Annotated in this window: 5 protein-coding genes; 4 read left to right on the top strand and 1 reads right to left on the bottom strand. The window is 41.5% G+C overall.

Annotated elements, in window-relative coordinates:
• The first annotated feature begins 72 nt into the window (after positions 1-72).
• From LYNGBM3L_RS35195 to mnmH, 4 genes are all read left to right on the top strand, one after another.
• Entirely contained in the window at positions 73-5,943 is a 5,871-nt protein-coding gene (locus LYNGBM3L_RS35195) for a type I polyketide synthase (protein ID WP_008191786.1), read from the top strand.
• A 2-nt stretch (positions 5,944-5,945) separates the two neighbouring features.
• The gene (locus LYNGBM3L_RS33185; protein WP_008191784.1) at positions 5,946-12,581 is read left to right on the top strand and encodes a type I polyketide synthase; all 6,636 of its coding nucleotides are present in this window, start codon (positions 5,946-5,948) and stop codon (positions 12,579-12,581) included.
• Between the two features lie 414 nt (positions 12,582-12,995).
• Positions 12,996-14,006 (top strand): DUF6208 family protein, encoded by a 1,011-nt coding sequence (locus LYNGBM3L_RS33180; protein WP_008191782.1) that lies wholly within the window; start codon positions 12,996-12,998, stop codon positions 14,004-14,006.
• Positions 14,007-14,454: 448 nt separating this feature from the next.
• The gene (gene mnmH, locus LYNGBM3L_RS33175; protein ID WP_008191777.1) at positions 14,455-15,522 is read left to right on the top strand and encodes a tRNA 2-selenouridine(34) synthase MnmH; all 1,068 of its coding nucleotides are present in this window, start codon (positions 14,455-14,457) and stop codon (positions 15,520-15,522) included.
• Between the two features lie 49 nt (positions 15,523-15,571).
• On the opposite strand, the gene LYNGBM3L_RS33170 is transcribed toward mnmH, so the two are convergent.
• Positions 15,572-19,042, bottom strand: a complete 3,471-nt coding sequence (locus tag LYNGBM3L_RS33170) for a response regulator (RefSeq protein ID WP_008191774.1) — start codon at positions 19,040-19,042, stop codon at positions 15,572-15,574.
• Positions 19,043-19,461: the final 419 nt, after the last annotated feature.

Genomic DNA, 19,461 nt, shown 5'->3' with positions numbered 1-19,461 from the left:
ATTGGTGTTTAAGTAAAGAAGCTAAACATCATACCTATAAAATCTAATACAACCTTATCCTTTGAAAACACCATGAACCTAAAACAAGAACAAGAAAAGGAACAATCACTCTCAGCCTTACAAAGAGCGCTTATAGCCCTTAAAGATGCACGCTCCAAACTAGAAAAATACGAAACTCAAAGCAAGGAACCCATAGCGATAATTGGCATGAGTTGTCGTTTTCCTGGTGGAGTAGACTCCCCAGAATCCTTCTGGCAACTACTCAATGATGGGGTTGATGCTATCTCTGAAGTTCCCTCAAACCGATGGAACATTAATAACTACTACGACCCAGACCCGGATGCTACGGGCAAAATTTCTACTCGTGACGGTGGTTTTCTCTCACAAATAGATGGTTTCGATGCTCCATTTTTCTGCATTTCACCCCGGGAAGTTCAAAGTCTAGACCCCCAACAACGCTTATTGCTGGAAGTAAGTTGGGAAGCAATAGAAAGAGCGAACATAGTCCCTGACCAATTGTTTAATAGTCTCACAGGAGTATTTATTGGCATTGGTAGTAGTGATTATTTAAATCAGCTGGCAACCAGTGAAGTACCACAGGCTTATTGGGGTACAGGTAATGCGCCAAGCGCTGCTACAGGTCGTTTATCATACATATTGGGACTGACAGGACCTAATCTGGCAGTAGAAACGGCTTGCTCTTCGTCTTTGGTATCCTTACATCTAGCTTGTCAGAGCCTGCGACAACAAGAATGCAATTTGGCTTTAGCTGGAGGTGTCAATCTACTTCTATCTCCTGAGACTAGTATTATTTTCTCTCAGGCTAAAATGTTATCTCCCGATGGTCGATGCAAGACCTTTGATGCCTCGGCAAATGGCTATGTACGTGGAGAGGGATGCGGAGTGATTGTTTTAAAACGACTCTCTGACGCGGTAGCCAATGGGGATAATGTTCTGGCAGTAATTCGTGGAACTGCGATCAATCAAGACGGAGCCAGTGGTGGCTTGACAGTGCCTAATGGTCCATCTCAAGTAGCGGTTATTCGCAAAGCGTTATCCAATGGAGGAGTAGACCCAGCAAGTGTTAGTTATATCGAAGCTCATGGTACGGGAACTTCCTTGGGAGACCCTATTGAAGTTGGAGCGATAGGAACGGTATTTGGAAAAACCCACTCCCAAGAGCAACCTTTAATAGTTGGTACCGCTAAAACTAACATAGGTCACTTAGAGGTAGCAGCAGGAATAGCAGGTTTGATGAAAGTAGTCCTGCAACTGCAACATCAACAGATTGCACCATCACTACATTTTAAGCAACCCAATCCTTATATTAATTGGTCTCAATTACCAGTGCAAGTTTCGACTCAACTCACCCCTTGGCAAACCAATGGTAAAAGTCGCATCGCTGGAGTAAGCTCTTTTGGTTTTAGTGGAACTAATGCTCATGTGGTTATCGAAGAAGCACCAAAAGAAGGTAACAGCTTATCGGCAACAGTAGAGGAGAATGGCAATTCGACTGTAAAAGAAGATACTCTAGAACGTGCAGTTTATCTATTAACTCTTTCAGCCAAAACTCAAGCAGCTCTTGATGATTTAGTTAATAGTTATCAAAACTATCTCAAAAATTATCCAGAATTAAGAATCGCTGATATTTGTTATACGGCTAACACATGCAGAAGTCACTTCAACAACAGATTAGCAGTTGTCGCCTCGAACCAACAAGAATTAGTGGAAAAACTCCGACAGCACCAACAGGGAGAAGAGGTAACAGGAATCTACTCAATAGAACTGCCAAACAACAGTACAGCACCTAAAATCGCCTTGTTATTCACAGGACAAGGTTCCCAATATGTCAATATGGGTAGGCAGTTGTATCAACAAGCACCTGTATTCCGCAAAGCACTTGAGCAATGTAATGAAATTCTCCTTGGTACAGAAACGTTCCGGGAAAAGTCCTTACTAGAAATTCTCTATCCAGCAAACCAAGAACAGTCTAATTCATCCTTACTAGACCAAACAGCCTATACCCAACCCTGCTTATTTGCCCTAGAATACGCCTTATTTAAACTCTGGCAATCTTGGGGAATCCAACCAGATGTGGTCATGGGTCATAGTGTAGGAGAATATGTAGCAGCAACAGTAGCAGGAGTATTCAGCTTAGAAGAGGGCCTCAAACTAATTGCAGCTCGTGGAAGATTGATGCAACAATTGCCCGCAGGTGGTGAGATGGTTTCGGTTATCGCCTCAGAGTCGAAAGTGCTGGAGATATTTAAGGCTATGTCCCTAGAAGAAAAAGTAGCCATAGCAGCCATCAATGGACCCGAAAGCACAGTCATTTCTGGGGAAGCAGAAGCAGTAGGAGCGATCGCAACTCACCTAGAATCCCTTAGCATCAAAACGAAACAACTACAGGTATCCCATGCCTTCCATTCACGATTGATGGAACCAATGCTGGCAGAGTTTGAAGCAGTAGCCAAACAGGTAACCTATAGTCAGCCTCAAATATCACTAATATCTAATGTTACTGGTCAACAAGTGGGCTCAGAAATTACTTCTGCCGAATATTGGGTGAACCATGTCCGGCAACCAGTGCGCTTTTCCGAGAGCATGACAACTCTGCACCAGGAAGGGTATGAGTTATTTCTAGAAATCGGACCCAAACCAATTTTGTTGGGTATGGGACGTCAATGTCTGCCAGAAGGGGTTGGTGTTTGGTTACCATCCTTGCGCCCTGGAGTAGAAGCATGGCAGCAGATGTTGCAGAGTTTGGGACAGTTATATATGAAAGGGATCAAGGTAAACTGGTCAGGGTTTGACCAAGATTACGCCTGTCATAAGGTAGCAATACCCACCTATCCATTCCAGAGAGAAAGTTATTGGATAGATACTGACAAAAATCAAGGGCAAAAAGCTGTTAATGGTAGCTCAAGTTTAATTGTAGACTTACTTAATCAAAGTGATATAGAAGGGTTGAATCAGGAATTAAGCTTTTCTACAGAATTAACTGCAGACGAACAAAAAATGTTGCCTAAGTTGCTAGGAATCTTAGTCAACCGTCACCAAGATTATCTGGAATTTAAAGGTAATGTAGTTTATGACTATTACAATTCTTTTGCAGAAATTAGTCAAGAAAAATTGAGTAAAGAAAAGCAACAAGAAAATAATTCACTGCAATTCTTAACTTTTGGAATATTACCAGAAAGTATTCCCGGTTTTTCCTGGCTAAAAATGTTGACTAACTCTAATCAAAACCCGACCCATAAAACAGCCTTATTAGAGGCACAGCAAGAGTTGAGAAGGCTATGTTTTTCACAAGTAGACTTCTCATCTACCAAAAAAGTGTTAGATTTTGGTTGTGGATATGGCTCGGATTTAATAACCTTAGCCAAAAATCACCCACACCTACAACTAAACGGTTATACAATTTCTAGTGGACAAGCTAAATTTGCTGCCAACCAAGTTAATGATTATCAACTGCAAGAGCAGATACAAATTTTTAACCGAGACAGTTCAAAAGATGAGTTTCCTGATAATTACAACCTGGCATTTGGATTTGAAGTAGCTCATCATATTAAGGATAAATCGCTGTTATTTTCCAATATAAGCAGGCATCTTCAGGAAGAAGGTCTATTAGTAATGGCAGATTTTATCGCTAATAGTGATGTTGATATTGACCACGAAGAAACATCATCTTACTTTATTACCAAACAACATTGGGTAGAGCAACTCTCACCAAATAAATTGCAATTAATTAGTGCTATAGATATTAGTCATGAAGTATCCAACTATTTGTATGATGCTGAATTTGAAGAAAATCTCAGAGAATTATATGAACAAAATCATGACGATAATGTTAAGTCAGCTTTTCAATCCTATAATCAGTTAGGTAAATTACTGAGCAAAGGATTGGCTAGCTATGTATTACTAACAGCAAAAAAACAAGAAAATTTACCACAAGAGCAAAGTTATCAGTTGAACCGAGAAATGCTAGCTCAACTGTCTTCTTACTCTGAAGTAGCTGTTAAACAATGGGTTTACGAACTGAAGTGGGAAACCAAAAAACATCAACAGTTGCTATCACCCAATAAACCAGGAAATTGGCTCATATTTGCTGATCAGCAAACGCAAGCATTGAAAACGGTCTTAGCAAAACAGAATCAAAATTGTCTCATCGTAACCCCAGGCTCTAGTTACAAGCAGTTAGATGACCAACACTATCAACTAAATCCCACGAATGCACAAGAATTTCAACAACTAATAAAAGAGTTGTTTACTACCCAAGATACCCTAGAAGGAGTAGTTCATCTATGGAATATTAATACCTCAACAGAAGAGTTGGAAGCTGCTCAAGAACTAGGTTGTGCCAGCGTACTATATTTAGTGCAAGCATTGGTGTCAAACTCGCAATCATCAATAGTACCTCTATGGTTAGTTACTCAGGGAACACAAAATGTAGAAGAGAATGAACCGAAACTAGCAGTACAGCAAGCACCAGTGTGGGGGTTGAGTCGGGTAATAGCACTAGAACACCCAGAGCTGAAATGTAGGCGAGTTGATTTAGACCAAACCAGGAACAGCTTAGAAGCCTTAGAAGCATTAGGTAAGGAACTCTTAAATCCTGATGATGAAGACCAAATAGCAATTCGTGGAGGAGTGCGTTATTCCGCTAGATTGGCAAGGCGAACCCAAAAGTCAATTTCAGAGCAAGAGCAACAGATAGCATTCGGAACAGAAGGCAGTTACTTATTGACTGGTGGTTTGGGAGCATTGGGATTGGAAGTAGCCCAATGGATGGTTAAGCAGGGGGCACGACATATAGTATTAAACGGGCGTCGTACTCCCTCAGAAACAGCTCAGGAAACTATCCAGCAATTAGAACAAACAGGAGCTAAAATCTCAGTCATACTAGGAGATGTTTCTAAGGAAGAGGACGTTGCTAGTATCCTGAAGCAGATTGAGGCATCTCAAGCACCATTACGAGGGGTGATTCATGCAGCAGGATTCCTGGATGATGGTGTTTTACAACAGATGAGCTGGGAGCGTTTCAGGAAAGTTATGGCTCCGAAACTACAAGGAGCTTGGTATTTGCATCAGTTGACTCAGAAGCTACCACTAGACTTCTTTGTTTGTTTTTCCTCCATTGCATCCTTACTAGGTTCACCTGGTCAAGGAAACTATGCCGCAGCAAATGCTTTTATGGATACTTTGGCTGACTATCGTCGGAGCATGGGCTTACCGGGATTAAGCATTAATTGGGGAGCTTGGGCTCAAGGAGGGATGGCTTCTCGTCTAGGAAGTCAACATCAAAGTCGGTTGCGTACAACCGGAATGAATCTTATAACTCCAGAGAAGGGATTGCAGGTATTAGGAGAGTTGCTATCACAGCCCGTTAGCCAAGTAGGAGTATTCCCCATAAATTGGTCTCAATTCTTAGGACAGCTGCCAGTAGGACATACAATTTCATTTTTAGAAGCTTTTGCTTCCAGAAAACTACAAAAAGAAACAACTAAGGATGAAAACTTTTTAGAACAACTAGCACTAGCAATTGAAAGTGAACGCAACCAAATTCTGATCGGTTATCTTCAAGTTAAAGTCGGTAAATTGCTGGGATTTGATAAATCCAAACTGCCCAATCCAGAGTTGGGATTCTTTGACATGGGCATGGATTCCTTGCTAACAGTTGAGTTAAGAAATCTCTTGAGTTCTAATTTGGGTTGCTCGATTAGTGCAGCTGAGTTGTTTGGGACTTCTAATATCCAAAACTTAGCGGAACATTTAATCAAAGAAATTTTGCCAGAGGGGCAAGAGGAAGAAGAAGTTGATCTTGATGACAGTCAAAATACACAAAACCTAGATTCTGCCCAGATAGAAACTCAAGGAAAAGTTGATCATGCGATTGCTGCTGAGTTACAAGAAATCAAGAATTTACTGAAGGAGGGTAACTGACAATGAGCAATGTTTCTAAAACAACCCAACAAGATGTATCCTCTCAAGAGGTGCTTCAAGTATTACAAGAAATGCGGAGTAGGCTTGAAGCAGTCAACAAAGCAAAAACTGAACCAATCGCTATTGTGGGCATGGCCTGTCGGTTTCCTGGTGGAGCTAATGACCCATCTACATATTGGCGCTTATTACATGATGGAATAGATGCTATTACACCAGTACCACCTCACCGTTGGGATGTTAATGCTCATTACGAGCCTAACCCAGAAATTCCAGGAAAAGCCTACACCAAACAGGGTGGATTTATTGAGCAAGTTGACCAGTTCGACCCTTTGTTTTTTGGTATTTCTCCTCGGGAGGCAATTAGTTTAGATCCTCAGTACAGACTACTTTTAGAAGTTACCTGGGAAGCTCTGGAAAATGCTGGGCAAACATGGACTAACCTTAAGAATAGTAAAACAAGTGTATTCATGGGCGTCTCCACGGATGACTATGCGAGTCTGAGTAATCCTATTCTTATTAATAATCGAAGTCTTGGTGTAGGTCGTATTTCTCATTTACTTGGTTTACAAGGGTCTAATATACAGTTAGATACAGCTTGTTCAAGTTCTTTAGTTGCGATCCATCTAGCTTGTCAAAGTTTGCGATCAGGAGAATCTAATTTAGCATTAGTAGGTGGAGTGAATTTAATCTTATCACCAATCAGTACTATTGGCCGCTGTACAATGAAAGCACTATCCCCTGATGGTCGCTGCAAGACTTTTGATGCTGCGGCTAACGGTTATGGTCAGGCAGAAGGATGTGGTGTTGTCGTTTTGAAGCGTTTGTCCGATGCAATTACTGATGGTGATTTAATTTCAGCACTTATCCGAGGTTCTGCAATCAATCACGATGGACCTAGTAGCGGTCTTACAGTTCCTAATGGAATGGCCCAGAAACAAGTGATTCAACAAGCCTTGAGCAATGCTAGGTTAGAACCCCATCAGGTGAGCTATTTGGAAGCTCATGGGACAGGAACTGCTTTAGGAGACCCCATCGAAATAGAAGCTTTGGCCGCAATATATGGCAAAAATCGTCCAGTGGATCAGCCTTTAGTAGTTGGTTCCGTGAAGACTAATATTGGACACTTAGAGGCAGCCGCAGGTGTATCAGCTTTAATTAAGGTCGTTTTAGCACTTCAGCATCAAGAAATTCCACCTCATTTACACTTAAAGCAGCCTAATCCCTATGTAGATTGGGATAAATTACCAATTAAAATACCAACTTCATTAATGCCTTGGAATTGTGAAGCCAAACCGAGAATAGCAGGGATTAGTTCTTTTGGTATAAGTGGCACTAATGCTCATTTACTCTTGGAAGAGGTTCCTGAGCTAATCAAGGGTCAAAAGGCAAAAGGAAAAAGTGAAAATGACTTAGAACGTCCCCTCCATATACTAACCCTGTCAACCAAGACAGAAAAAGCGCTCGAAGAGTTAGTCAGTCGTTATCAAAACCATTGGGAAACTTATCCAGAATTGGCTATCTCAGATGTCTGTTACACAGCTAACACAGGACGTGCCCAGTTTAACCATCGCCTAGCCGTTATTGCCTCTGGCTCAGAGGAATTAACACAAAAACTTCGGCAACACACAGCAGGGGAAGAAGTAGTTGGAGTTTTTTCTGGCAAAGTACCCAATAGTGGCAGTGAGAGCAAAGTAGCTTTCTTATTTACAGGTCAGGGTTCCCAGTATTTGAATATGGGAAGGCAATTGTATGAAACTCAACCTACTTTTCGTCAAGCTTTAGATACATGTGACCATATCCTGCGTCCTTACCTGGACAATCCACTCCTAGAAATTCTATACCCTCAAGATGCACAAAAGTCAAATGATTCTCCACTAGATCAAACTGGTTACACCCAACCAGCTCTGTTCTCTATTGAATACGCTTTGCTGAAGTTATGGGAATCTTGGGGTATTAAGCCAAATGTCGTGATGGGTCACAGTGTGGGAGAATATGTAGCAGCAACAGTAGCAGGAGTATTTAGTTTAGAAGATGGCTTGAAACTAATTGCCGCTAGAGGAAGGTTAATGCAAGGATTACCTGCTGGTGGAGAGATGGTTTCAGTTATGGCTTCAGAGTCCAAGGTTCTAGAGACTCTGAAGGCAATGTCCCTAGAAGACAAAGTAGCAATAGCAGCCATCAATGGACCCGAAAGCATAGTCATTTCCGGTGAAGCTGAAGCCATTAGAGCGATGGCAACTCACCTCGAATCAGTAGGCATCAAAACCAAACAGCTACAAGTATCCCATGCTTTCCATTCACCCTTGATGGAACCCATGTTGGCAGAGTTTGAAGCTGTAGCCAATCAAATCACCTACCATCAACCCAGGATTCCCATCATATCTAACGTCACAGGCACAAAAGCAGACAAGAGCATAGCCACAGCCCAATATTGGGTCAATCATGTGCGCCAACCGGTAAGGTTTGCCCAAGGTATGGCAACCTTGCACCAACAAGGCTATGAAACTTTCCTAGAAATTGGAGCCAAACCAATATTATTAGGTATGGGCAAGCAATGTCTATCGCCAGACGTTGGTGTGTGGCTGCCATCTTTGCGTCATGGAGTGGATGAATGGCAACAGATTCTTTCAAGTTTAGGACAGTTATATGTACAGGGAGCCAAAGTAGATTGGTCAGGATTTGATCGAGATTATAGCCGTGAGAAAGTAGTATTGCCAACTTACCCATTCCAACGAGAACGGTATTGGGTAGAAACTAGTATAAATCAACAACAAGTTGTATGCTCTGGGGAGCCAAACCTCCAAGGTACTCCTGAAGGTACGAGTACTACTATCGTTAAATTACTCAGCCAAGGAAATACTAAAGAGTTAGCAGAAAAAGTCGAAAAAACTAGTGATTTACCACCGGAACAGTTGAAATTATTACCGGATTTATTAGCCTCATTATCTCAACAACATCAACAAGAATTAGCCAGATTAACTACCAAAAAATGGTTTTATAAAGTCCAGTGGATATCTCAAGCTATAAAACCCCAACGAAACAAATCAAATAATCAAGTCTGTCATTGGTTGATTTTGACAGATTCAAAAGGATTGGGCAAATCTTTGGCCACTCATTTGCAACAGCTGGGAAATGAATGCAGTGTAGTTTATCAAGCTGATAATTATCAAAATTATGAACCAGGGATTTATCACATTAATCCATCTCATCCCCAGGAATTTGAACAAGTATATCAAACAATATTCGAAAACGGTAAATTACCCTTACAAAAGGTAATTCATCTGTGGAGTTTGGATACTGCTTCTGAACAAGATTTAACCACCGAAACCTTAGAACAAGCGCAACTATGGGGATGTGGCAGTACACTGCACTTATTACAAACTTTAGTCAAAAACCCCAACTCAACACCACCAAAACTCTGGATGATCACCAGAGGGACTCAACCTGTATTGTCACCAACAGAGAAACTAACAGTGGCAACATCACCATTGTGGGGATTAGGTAGAACGATCGCTTCTGAACATCCGCAGCTTTGGGGAGGTTTGGTAGATCTCGATCCACAGGGTTCCGAAGATGAGGTGGAAGTACTATTACAACAGATAATAGATAGTCAAAAAGAAGACCATCTAGCGGTGCGCAATCGCAAAATATACGTTGCTCGTTTACTCAAGCACATTCCCCAAGAATCTCAACCCCTGTCACTGCGATCTGATGCCACATACCTAATTACTGGAGGATTAGGAGCCCTGGGGTTGAAGACAGCAGCATGGATGGCAGAAAAAGGAGCTAGAAATTTAGTTTTAATCAGTCGTCGTCAACCCTCTGAGCAAGCACAACAAACGATTCAAAGTTTGGAAGAATTAGGCACTCAAGTAAAAGTTCTTTCAGCAGATATATCAGTTGAATCCGATGTCGCCAATATCCTAGAGCAAATTCAAACATCTCTACCCCCACTACTAGGTGTAATTCATGCAGCAGGCGTTTTGGATGATGGCCTACTGCAACAAACCAATTGGGAGCGCTTTACGAAAGTGATGGCCCCCAAAGTCAACGGGACTTGGAATCTACATAAATTAACCCAGCATTTATCCCTAGATTTCTTTGTTTGCTTCTCATCTATGAGTTCCTTATTAGGTTCACCCGGTCAAGGAAACTATGCTGCAGCTAATGCTTTTATGGATGCTGTAGTTCATTATCGTAGGGAGATGGGATTACCAGGATTAAGTATTAACTGGGGAGGCTGGTCTGAAGGTGGTATGGCGACTCGTCTTGCAAGTCAGCATCAAAATCGAATGCAAACGGCAGGGATAAGTTTGATTTCTCCAGAGCAAGGAATACAAGTATTAGAGGAACTTGTACGCACTCAGTCTACAGCACAGGTGGGAGTATTGCCTGTAGATTGGTCGGTATTGGCAAAACAATTTAGTTCGGCAAATCCAAGTTCTTTACTATTAGAACTCTTGCAACAGGAGACAAGCTCAGAAAAGACAGACGAACGCATTTTAGAAAAATTGCAAGCTGCACCAATAACTGAACGTCAAGATATTTTGAAAAATTATATTCAATTGGTAGTAGCAAAAACTCTCGGAATCAATCCATCAAAAATTTCCACTGATGACAATTTTGTAGAGTTGGGTATGGATTCCCTAATGGGAATGGAAGTTGTCAATAAACTTAGTGGCGACCTAGATTTTATTATCTATCCCAGAGAGTTTTACGAACGACCAACAATCGACTCCCTGACTCAATATTTGAGTGCTGAGTTGAGTGAAGATAATCTTGCTACTCAACCATCTCCAACAAGCTTAGAAATCTTTGCAACCAAAAGTTCACCTAGTGGAAACTCTGCACGTCCAGCCTCCGTCTCTTCACGTCTTCCTGGTATTATTTTTATCCTTTCGAGTCCCCGCTCAGGTTCAACTTTACTCAGAGTCATGCTAGCGGGTCATTCTTCCCTGTTTTCACCACCGGAGTTGCATCTGTTACCCTTTAACACCATGAAGGAGCGACAGGAGCAACTAAACCTTTCTTACTTGGGGGAAGGGCTACAAAAAACTTTCATGGAAGTAAAAAACCTGGATGCAACAGCTAGTCAGGCTCTAATTAAAGACCTCGAGTCACAGAACTTATCAATTCAGCAGGTATATGGGATGCTCCAGGAGAACATAGCACCTCGTCTACTCGTAGACAAGTCTCCTACTTATGCTATGGAGCCCACTATCCTAGAACGAGGGGAAGCACTCTTTGCTAACTCCAAATACATTTATCTAGTTCGTCATCCCTACTCAGTCATAGAATCATTTGTGCGGATGCGGATGCAAAAACTTGTCGGGTTAGGTGAGGAAAATCCTTACCGGGTAGCGGAGCAGGTGTGGGCTAAGAGTAACCAGAACATTCTAAATTTCCTGAGCCAGTTGGAGCCAGAGCGTCAGCATCAGATTCGCTATGAAGACTTGGTGAAAAAACCTCAACAAGTGCTATCCCAACTATGCGACTTTCTCAATGTTCCCTTCGAGCCAGAACTTTTGCAACCTTATCAGGGCGATCGCATGACAGGGGGTGTTCATCAAAAGTCATTGTCAATCAGTGACCCTAACTTCCTCAAACACAATACTATTGATGAGAGCTTGGCAGACAAATGGAAAACGATTCAATTACCTTATCCGTTGAAGTCAGAAACTCAACGGATAGCCAGCCAACTTAGTTATGAGTTGCCAAACCTAGTTACAACTCCGACAAATCAACAGCCTCAAGTCTCTACAACTCCCTCAACAGAGCAGCCTATTATGGAGGAAAAATTCCTGGAGTTCGGAGGAAATCAGATCTGTCTGTGTAGTTGGGGTTCCCCGGAGCATCCTGTAGTTCTGTGTATTCATGGAATTTTGGAACAAGGATTAGCTTGGCAAGAAGTCGCACTTCCTCTAGCAGCACAAGGTTATCGGGTAGTGGCTCCTGACTTATTTGGTCACGGGCGCTCTTCTCATTTGGAAATGGTGACTTCTTATAGTTCACTGACATTTTTAGCTCAGATAGACCGGGTAATTCAGGAATTACCAGACCAACCTTTGTTGTTAGTAGGTCATTCCATGGGTGCCATGCTGGCAACTGCGATCGCTAGCGTGCGACCAAAGAAAATCAAAGAGTTGATTTTGGTAGAACTTCCGCTACCTGCTGAGGAAAGCAAGAAAGAATCCGCAGTTAATCAGCTAACGACTTGTTTAGACTATCTCAGTTCTACTCCTCAACATCCCATCTTTCCTGATGTGGCAACTGCTGCAAGTAGGTTGCGTCAAGCGATACCTAGTCTGTCAGAAGAATTTTCTTATATCTTAGCTCAGCGAATTACACAACCAAATCAAGGTGGAGTTCGCTGGAGTTGGGATGCAATTATTCGTACTCGTTCTATTCTGGGTTTAAACAATTTACCTGGTGGTCGATCTCAATATTTGGAGATGCTCAAATCTATCCAAGTTCCGACTACGTTAGTTTATGGAGATAGTAGCAAACTAAATCGACCAGAAGATTTGCAACAACAGAAAATGACTATGACTCAAGCTAAACGAGTTTTTCTGTCAGGAGGGCATAATCTTCATATTGATGCTGCTGCTGCTTTAGCATCACTTATCTTAACATCCTGAGGGGGTGACATGAGCCCCAAAAAGCTTACTATATAAGGTTTTGATGCCAATGGGCTCATGGAAGATACAGTCCCAAATTGACCCTACGAATGATTTTATGGCAAGCTCAAACCCTTATAAATACGTCCAAAGTCAGCCCAAAACAGAATGTATCTTTTGGAAAATTATGGGCTGAAATGATTACTCAGTAAGGATTTCAGCTTGCATGTCACCCCCCCAGCTTAACATCACAATAAGCAGGTGCACAAAATTAATTACCCATTTTCAAAAAATCAAAGCCTTACACTGTAAGGGTTACAGAGATTGGTAGTAGTAAATTAATTTTGTTTAGGTGCTTAAAACCTGTTACAGTAGGCTGGATGTGGATTTCGACAAGATTCAGGTACAATACTAAGGTATAGAGGTTATTTGATAATGGAAACTAAAGAAAAATTTTTATTCTTCCAACTCTGGTGGGAAATTCCACTAGCATTGTTATCTTTGATATTTTATAAAGCTGTTAAGGGACTTATACCCATTCTTTTTCAAAAGAAAACCAAAACCAAGAAAAAAATAGCAGACTTAACCAAAAAAGAAGTTTATAAATGGCGATTTGTTTCTGAAGAACTGCTAAAACAGCCTCTGGTACTATCCTATATTTTAACTACTGGTCCTCGATGGAATGTCCACGCCATTATTGCCACTACAGAACCGGTTCCAGTCAAAGAATCATTAAAAATTGATATCAGTTCTTGTGTGGCTTCAGCTCAGTCATGGAGTATAGGTATCTATAGTTTTCCTGAAGGCAAACCTGTCAAATACATAGCATCTCATGAGCCAAAATTTCATAAACAATGGCAAGAAATCAAACTGGAACCGGGAAAATATAATTTAGCTTTAAGATATTATAATTGGTACGATCAAGTCAGTTTACCTGCTGTTATTATGGATAATAATCAAATTATCAATACTGAATCAGTTAATAGTAGTCAGATTAACAATTACTTCAATTATTTGCCCAAATTAATAGGACAAGATAATATTTTTTATCGATTTCTTAATTACTATATATTCACTATTCTAGTATGCCAGAAATGGCTACCTAAAGAATGGGTTAGAAAAGAATTTTTACCTGTGGGAGACCCCAATAATGAGTTTGTCTATGGAGTTATTTATAAAGGTTACTATTTGGCTCTGACATTAAATCCATTATTACTCACTAATTATGATGTTTATTTAACCACATACAATCGTTCTAGTCTACCAATTAATTTTTGTCAAATTAATACTGACAAATACACAACTTCTGTGATAGAAACCGACGGTTTTTATTTAGTGCGATTGCGTCCTAAGTCAGATTTAGACAATAATTTATTTCAGCTAAATTGGATTAGTACAGAGCTTGTATCAGAAGTTTCCTGTAACCGTTCAGGGGGCGAAGTCTGATACTCTAGAAGGGGAGCAGGTCAAAGTTGTAGACCATATTAACTATAGCAATCCGATCTGATTCGTGAAATATAGTGGCCGAAGCGTTCCCGTAGCGTCGGCTACGCCGAATCGCGATAGCCTCGACTGCACCGAATCGCTATAACCCTTCCCCAGCAAAAAATTGATATTTTGCTGATGGAAAAAATGATTGAGGATTGCTATAGGTACTATCACAGCAAGCTAAAACCCATGAGGGGGCTTTAGTTTTAGTCCAAATTTTATGCATAAGTGACATGCTCCTAACCTGGGGTCTTTTAATAGGGGGAGATATCATGAAAATGCTCCTATAAAGAATTAGAAAAGAGTAGTAAATTTTAGCTATTCATGATACAACAAAATTGAATTATATAGCGTTTTTCGCAGTTATGATGTACAGTATGTCACGAAACACAAAATTGAACATCGAATGCAGCGATCGCATAACTATACCCAGCAGCCAAAGGAAGAAGACTACAGCGAAATTATTGATGTGCGCTCCCCGAGTGAGTTTGCTGAGGATCATATGCCAGGTGCGATTAATCTACCTGTGCTCGATGATCAGCAAAGGGCTAAGGTGGGGACTATCTATAAACAAGTGTCTTCCTTTGAAGCTCGCAAAATTGGTGCCTCTCTAGTTGCTGGGAATATCTCTCGACATCTGGAAAGTCACTTTGCTGCTAAGGATAAAAATTACCATCCCTTAGTCTATTGTTGGCGGGGTGGAAAGCGTTCCCAGAGTTTGGCAGCAGTGTTAGTTCAAATTGGCTGGCAAGTTACAGTTCTCGACGGGGGATACAAAACCTATCGAGCTTATGTAAGGGAACAATTAGAACAGTTGCCACAACAGTTTACTTACCGAGTATTGTGTGGACTAACCGGTAGTGGGAAAACCCTGATCTTGCGGCAACTTGCTAAGGAAGGTGTTCAGGTACTGGATTTGGAAGAGTTAGCCAATCATCGAGGTTCCCTGCTCGGTCAAGAGTGGGAAGGTGAACCATTATCTCAACCATCCCAAAAATGGTTTGAATCCCTGCTATTGGAAAAATTGCAACACTTTGATGTCCATAAGCCAGTATGGGTGGAAGCAGAAAGCAATAAGATTGGACAAATTTATTTGCCTCATGCAGTATGGCAAAATATGAAGGATGCTAGCTGTGTGGAAGTTGAGTTACCCTTGGCACGTCGAATTGAATGGTTGTTGCAAGAGTATCCTCACTTGGGTACTAACCCTGAGTTTTGCAAAGCTAAACTAGAGTGTCTAAGGTCTCGCTATGGCTGGAAAAAAATTAACCAGTGGTATGGAATGATTGATAGGGGTCAAGGTGATGCTTTGGTAGGAGATTTGCTTGAAACTCATTATGATCCAGCTTACCGCCGCTCGATTAGTAAGTGTTATGGAAATGTAGTATCAACCTTACCGATTGTGGATTTATCAGATCAGAGTGTTCATAATTTTGTCAAAAGTTTGGTGTCTTTGACGGAATTATGCTGTTGAATTATTTTACCCACTACCATAAATTATTACACAATTGGGCAACGCCAAATTATGACTCATGCAACACTTCTGCCCGTTCCCAGTCCTCTGGCACCCCATAGGTTTGATACCTTTGGCAGCGTTTGACATAGAGCATCGCTGCTTTATCCTGGGGATTGGTTTGTAAAACTGACTGAAATATCTGTTCAGCTTGGGCGAAGGCTTGCCGATGGTAGAGAAAAGCAGCTTGTTCAAAGTTACTCTTAGTTTGTCTCTTTAACTGCTTCAGTTGTGGCTGATCTTGATCAAATAGCTCAAATACTGCCACCGGTTGATTTTTTCCCTTAACTTTGACTCGATCCAAAAACCTATAACTGTACTTTTGAAACTCATTCAGGTTATAGAGGGTTTGTTGGCTAATCATAATCCCTGCACCATAAAGTTTGGTTAATCCTTCCAAGCGGGAAGCAAGATTCACTGCATCAGAAATCACCGTACTTTCCATCCGCTTTTGTTCACCGATGGTTCCTAGCATTAAGCTACCTGTATGTAAACCAATACCGATAGTAATCGGAAGATATCCACTCTTGCACCGATGCTGGTTGTAGAGTGCAACTGTTTGTTGCATCTCAAGTGCACCTTGAACCCCATCATCCGCTGATTCAGGAAAAAGTGCCATAACTCCATCTCCAATGTACTTATCAATAAAGCCATTGTGAGCGCGAATTGCTGGACTAACTCGACTCAGATAGCTATTAATAAAATTAAAATTTTCTTGAGGAGATAACTGTTCTGATAGGCTGGTAAAAGAGCGAATATCAGCAAAAAGAACTGTCATTTCTTTTTGAACATGGTCCCCTAATTTAACATCAACAATACTTTCATATCCTAGGAAGCGCAAAAAATCATGGGGAACAAACTTACCATAAGCCGAGGTAATTTTAGAAAGCCGTAGATGACTTTTAATTCGGGCTAACAATTCATGTTTAGAACAAGGCTTAGTCAGATAATCATTTACCCCAAAAGTAAACCCTTCTACCAAATCGGAAATTTGATTGTTGGCGGTTAACATGATCACCGGAAGTTCACTGGGCAAAAACTTCTGGCGAATTTTTGCACAGACTTCATAGCCCGTCATGCGGGGCATCATCACATCCAGTAAGATCAAGTCAGGCTGGAAGCCAGTTGAGAGCATTTCTAAAGCTTCTAAACCATTAGTGGCTGTAGCGATCGCATAGTTTTCCATGGAAAGATAATTGCTAATAACCTGGCGGTTGACTGGTTCATCGTCCACTATCAAAATTTTGATATATCCACTGTCTGCTGCTAAGACTCCAGTAAAGTTCGGGGTTTCATTCGTCAAGTCCGGAACTGGAGCAATGGATTCAATTGGCAACATTGCTGAGGTCTGCTGAACCGGCCTCTGACACACTGGCAAAGTAAATGTAAACTGGGAACCAGACTTATTTTGCGATCGCTTAGGGGATCCTCCCAGACAGCATTGTGCTTCTCCCAGCCTAAGCGATCGCACATGAATTTTGCCACCGTGTAACTCGACTAACTGTCTAGTAACCGCTAATCCCAAACCCCTCCCGCCGTATTCTTTAGTCCTGGAGCAATCTACTGATTCAAAGGAGTCAAAAATCCGATTTAATTTATCTGCTGGAATACCAATTCCTGTATCTGAGACAGTAATGACTAACATTGGTAACTCGTCATTGCTAACGGGTAACTGCTCAGCTGATACTTCAACCTTACCAGATTCAGTAAACTTAATAGCATTCTCGATTAAGTTATAAATAATTTGTTGCAGCCGATTTTCGTCAGCATCGACCAAGGGCATATCGGCAGCAATTGAGTTAATTAACTGCAAAGGTTTTTTGCCAATTAGAGACTGGGAATGCCCAAGGATGAGATTGGCTATTTCTCGCAGGCTGACTGGCTTAATTTGAAGTTCAAGATGTTTGTGTTTTAGCTTGGAAAAATCCAGGAGATCGTTGACTAAATTCCCTAGTCTTTTTCCACTAGATGCAATGATGGCAAGATTAGCGTTTGCTTTGGAGGGCAATTGTCCTGCAACACCATCCATCAGGGATTCAGCAATGCTGATCATGCCATTGAGGGGAGTGCGGAGTTCGTGGGAGGTATTGGCTAAAAATTCGTTTTTCAGTTGATCGAGGTGCTGCAATTCAGTATTCTTGGCTTCTAGGGTGGCAAACGACTCTTGCAATTGTCTTGCCATGTTATTAAATGCCTTAACCAAAACCCCAAGTTCATCGGAGCGCTCCTGATTGACAATTTGGTCAAATTGTCCCTTCTCTAGAGCAATGGCTGCATCCTTCAGTTGGAGGATAGGCCGGACAACCCAACGGGATGTAACGATTCCGACTTCTGTTGCCAGTAACAATGCTACTAGGCATAAGGCAATAGTAGTGCGGGTATGGGCGTGGATTTGTTCGATGAAATCCCCTTCTGGCACGACTACCACAATCAACCAATCCAAGTCAAACTGATCTTGAAAAGGCTGTATTTGTACAAATTTTCGTTTACCGTCAACAGCAAATTCCCATTGCTGTAAACGTTGAATTGGTTGTTTTTGATTCAGCTTGGTTGATAAATACTGAGCCGTAGCTTTAGTGAAGGGATTACTACTATCCGTTGCTTTAAATCGTTCGGCTCCGTAGTCTTTGTGAGTAGTGCGAAAAGGCTTCTCACCGGTAGAAGTAGCCACGATCATTCCCGAACGTTCAATGATAAAAACTTGTCCAGTTTGGCCAACGTTTAGACTGCTTAAAAAGTTGCCGATTTGTGATAGATTTATATTAGTTAGGAGTACCCCCTGCAATTGATCCTGTGTGTCGTAAAATGGCATTGATGCACCGAGATAGGCAGTTACACCAGCAGTATTGGGGTAAATTTCACTCCAAGTTGAGCGACCAGCTTTGACAGCAGTGTTATACCATGGTCGAGTGCGCGGATCAAACTTAATACTGTCTAGGATTTCCTCACGCTTCTTGATGCAGTCGCTCATGGGGATTTCCCCCTTTGGCCGACTGCATCGCTCCCCAAATTCGTTAGTAGAATAGGAGTAAAAAATCTGATTGCTAGCTTTGGTGGATACTCTAAGAGTCAGTGTACCATCATCTAATCGTTCTGCTCCTAGGTTGTCTTTATTCTCTAAGCCTAATCCAGTAAATGTGAGGGTATTAAATATCTGAAGCTGTTGCCAAAAGTAACGTTCTAATTCAGGAATATCTTGCCAATTCAATTGACCTAGATTGATGGCAGTGGCATTAATCTGATTAACTAGATCAGGAATGGTTAGATAAGCCTCCAAATTCTGCTCAACCCGAGCATTGACTTCTTCAAGCAGTTGAGTCGCAACATCATTAACCGCTCTCTTGCCGTTTCTATAGGACAGATATGCCACAAGTCCGACTGCTGCGAAGATTTGCAGGACAAATGGTATGACCAAGATCAGGGGAAGGGGAACTTTCCCAGAAACCTTGGAAACCCCTTGGGCTAAAGATTTGAATAACATTTGCCTATGCCATCCTGCTTGACTGACAAATCCTTAGGAGTTACATTCACAGAATTCCCAGAAATCTAAAAAAAGTAGCGTCAGCACCCTTGACTAAAGTAAAGGGGCTTAAAGTCCTTTATTTACTGATGCCTGAATCCTTAGAAAGGACTTCATAAATCGTAAGCATTCAGCCGTCAGCCGTCAGCCGTCAGCCGTTGGCCTATGGCTGAATGCTGAATGCTGAATGCTGAATGCTGAATGCTGAATGCTGAATGCTGAATGCTGAATAGACATCTCCAAAAATTAACCTCAAACCCTTGCACTGCCTGGGTCAAAACCGAGTTTCTGGAGATGTCTAATGCTGAATGCTGAATGCTGAATGCTGAATGCTGAATGCTGAATGCTTACCATAAATCAAAGGACTTCATAAATCTTTA

The organism is Moorena producens 3L (genome assembly GCF_000211815.1).
Taxonomy (GTDB): domain Bacteria; phylum Cyanobacteriota; class Cyanobacteriia; order Cyanobacteriales; family Coleofasciculaceae; genus Moorena; species Moorena producens.
Note: the sequence above shows the minus strand (reverse complement) of the source record. Positions and strands in the feature narration are given on the sequence as shown.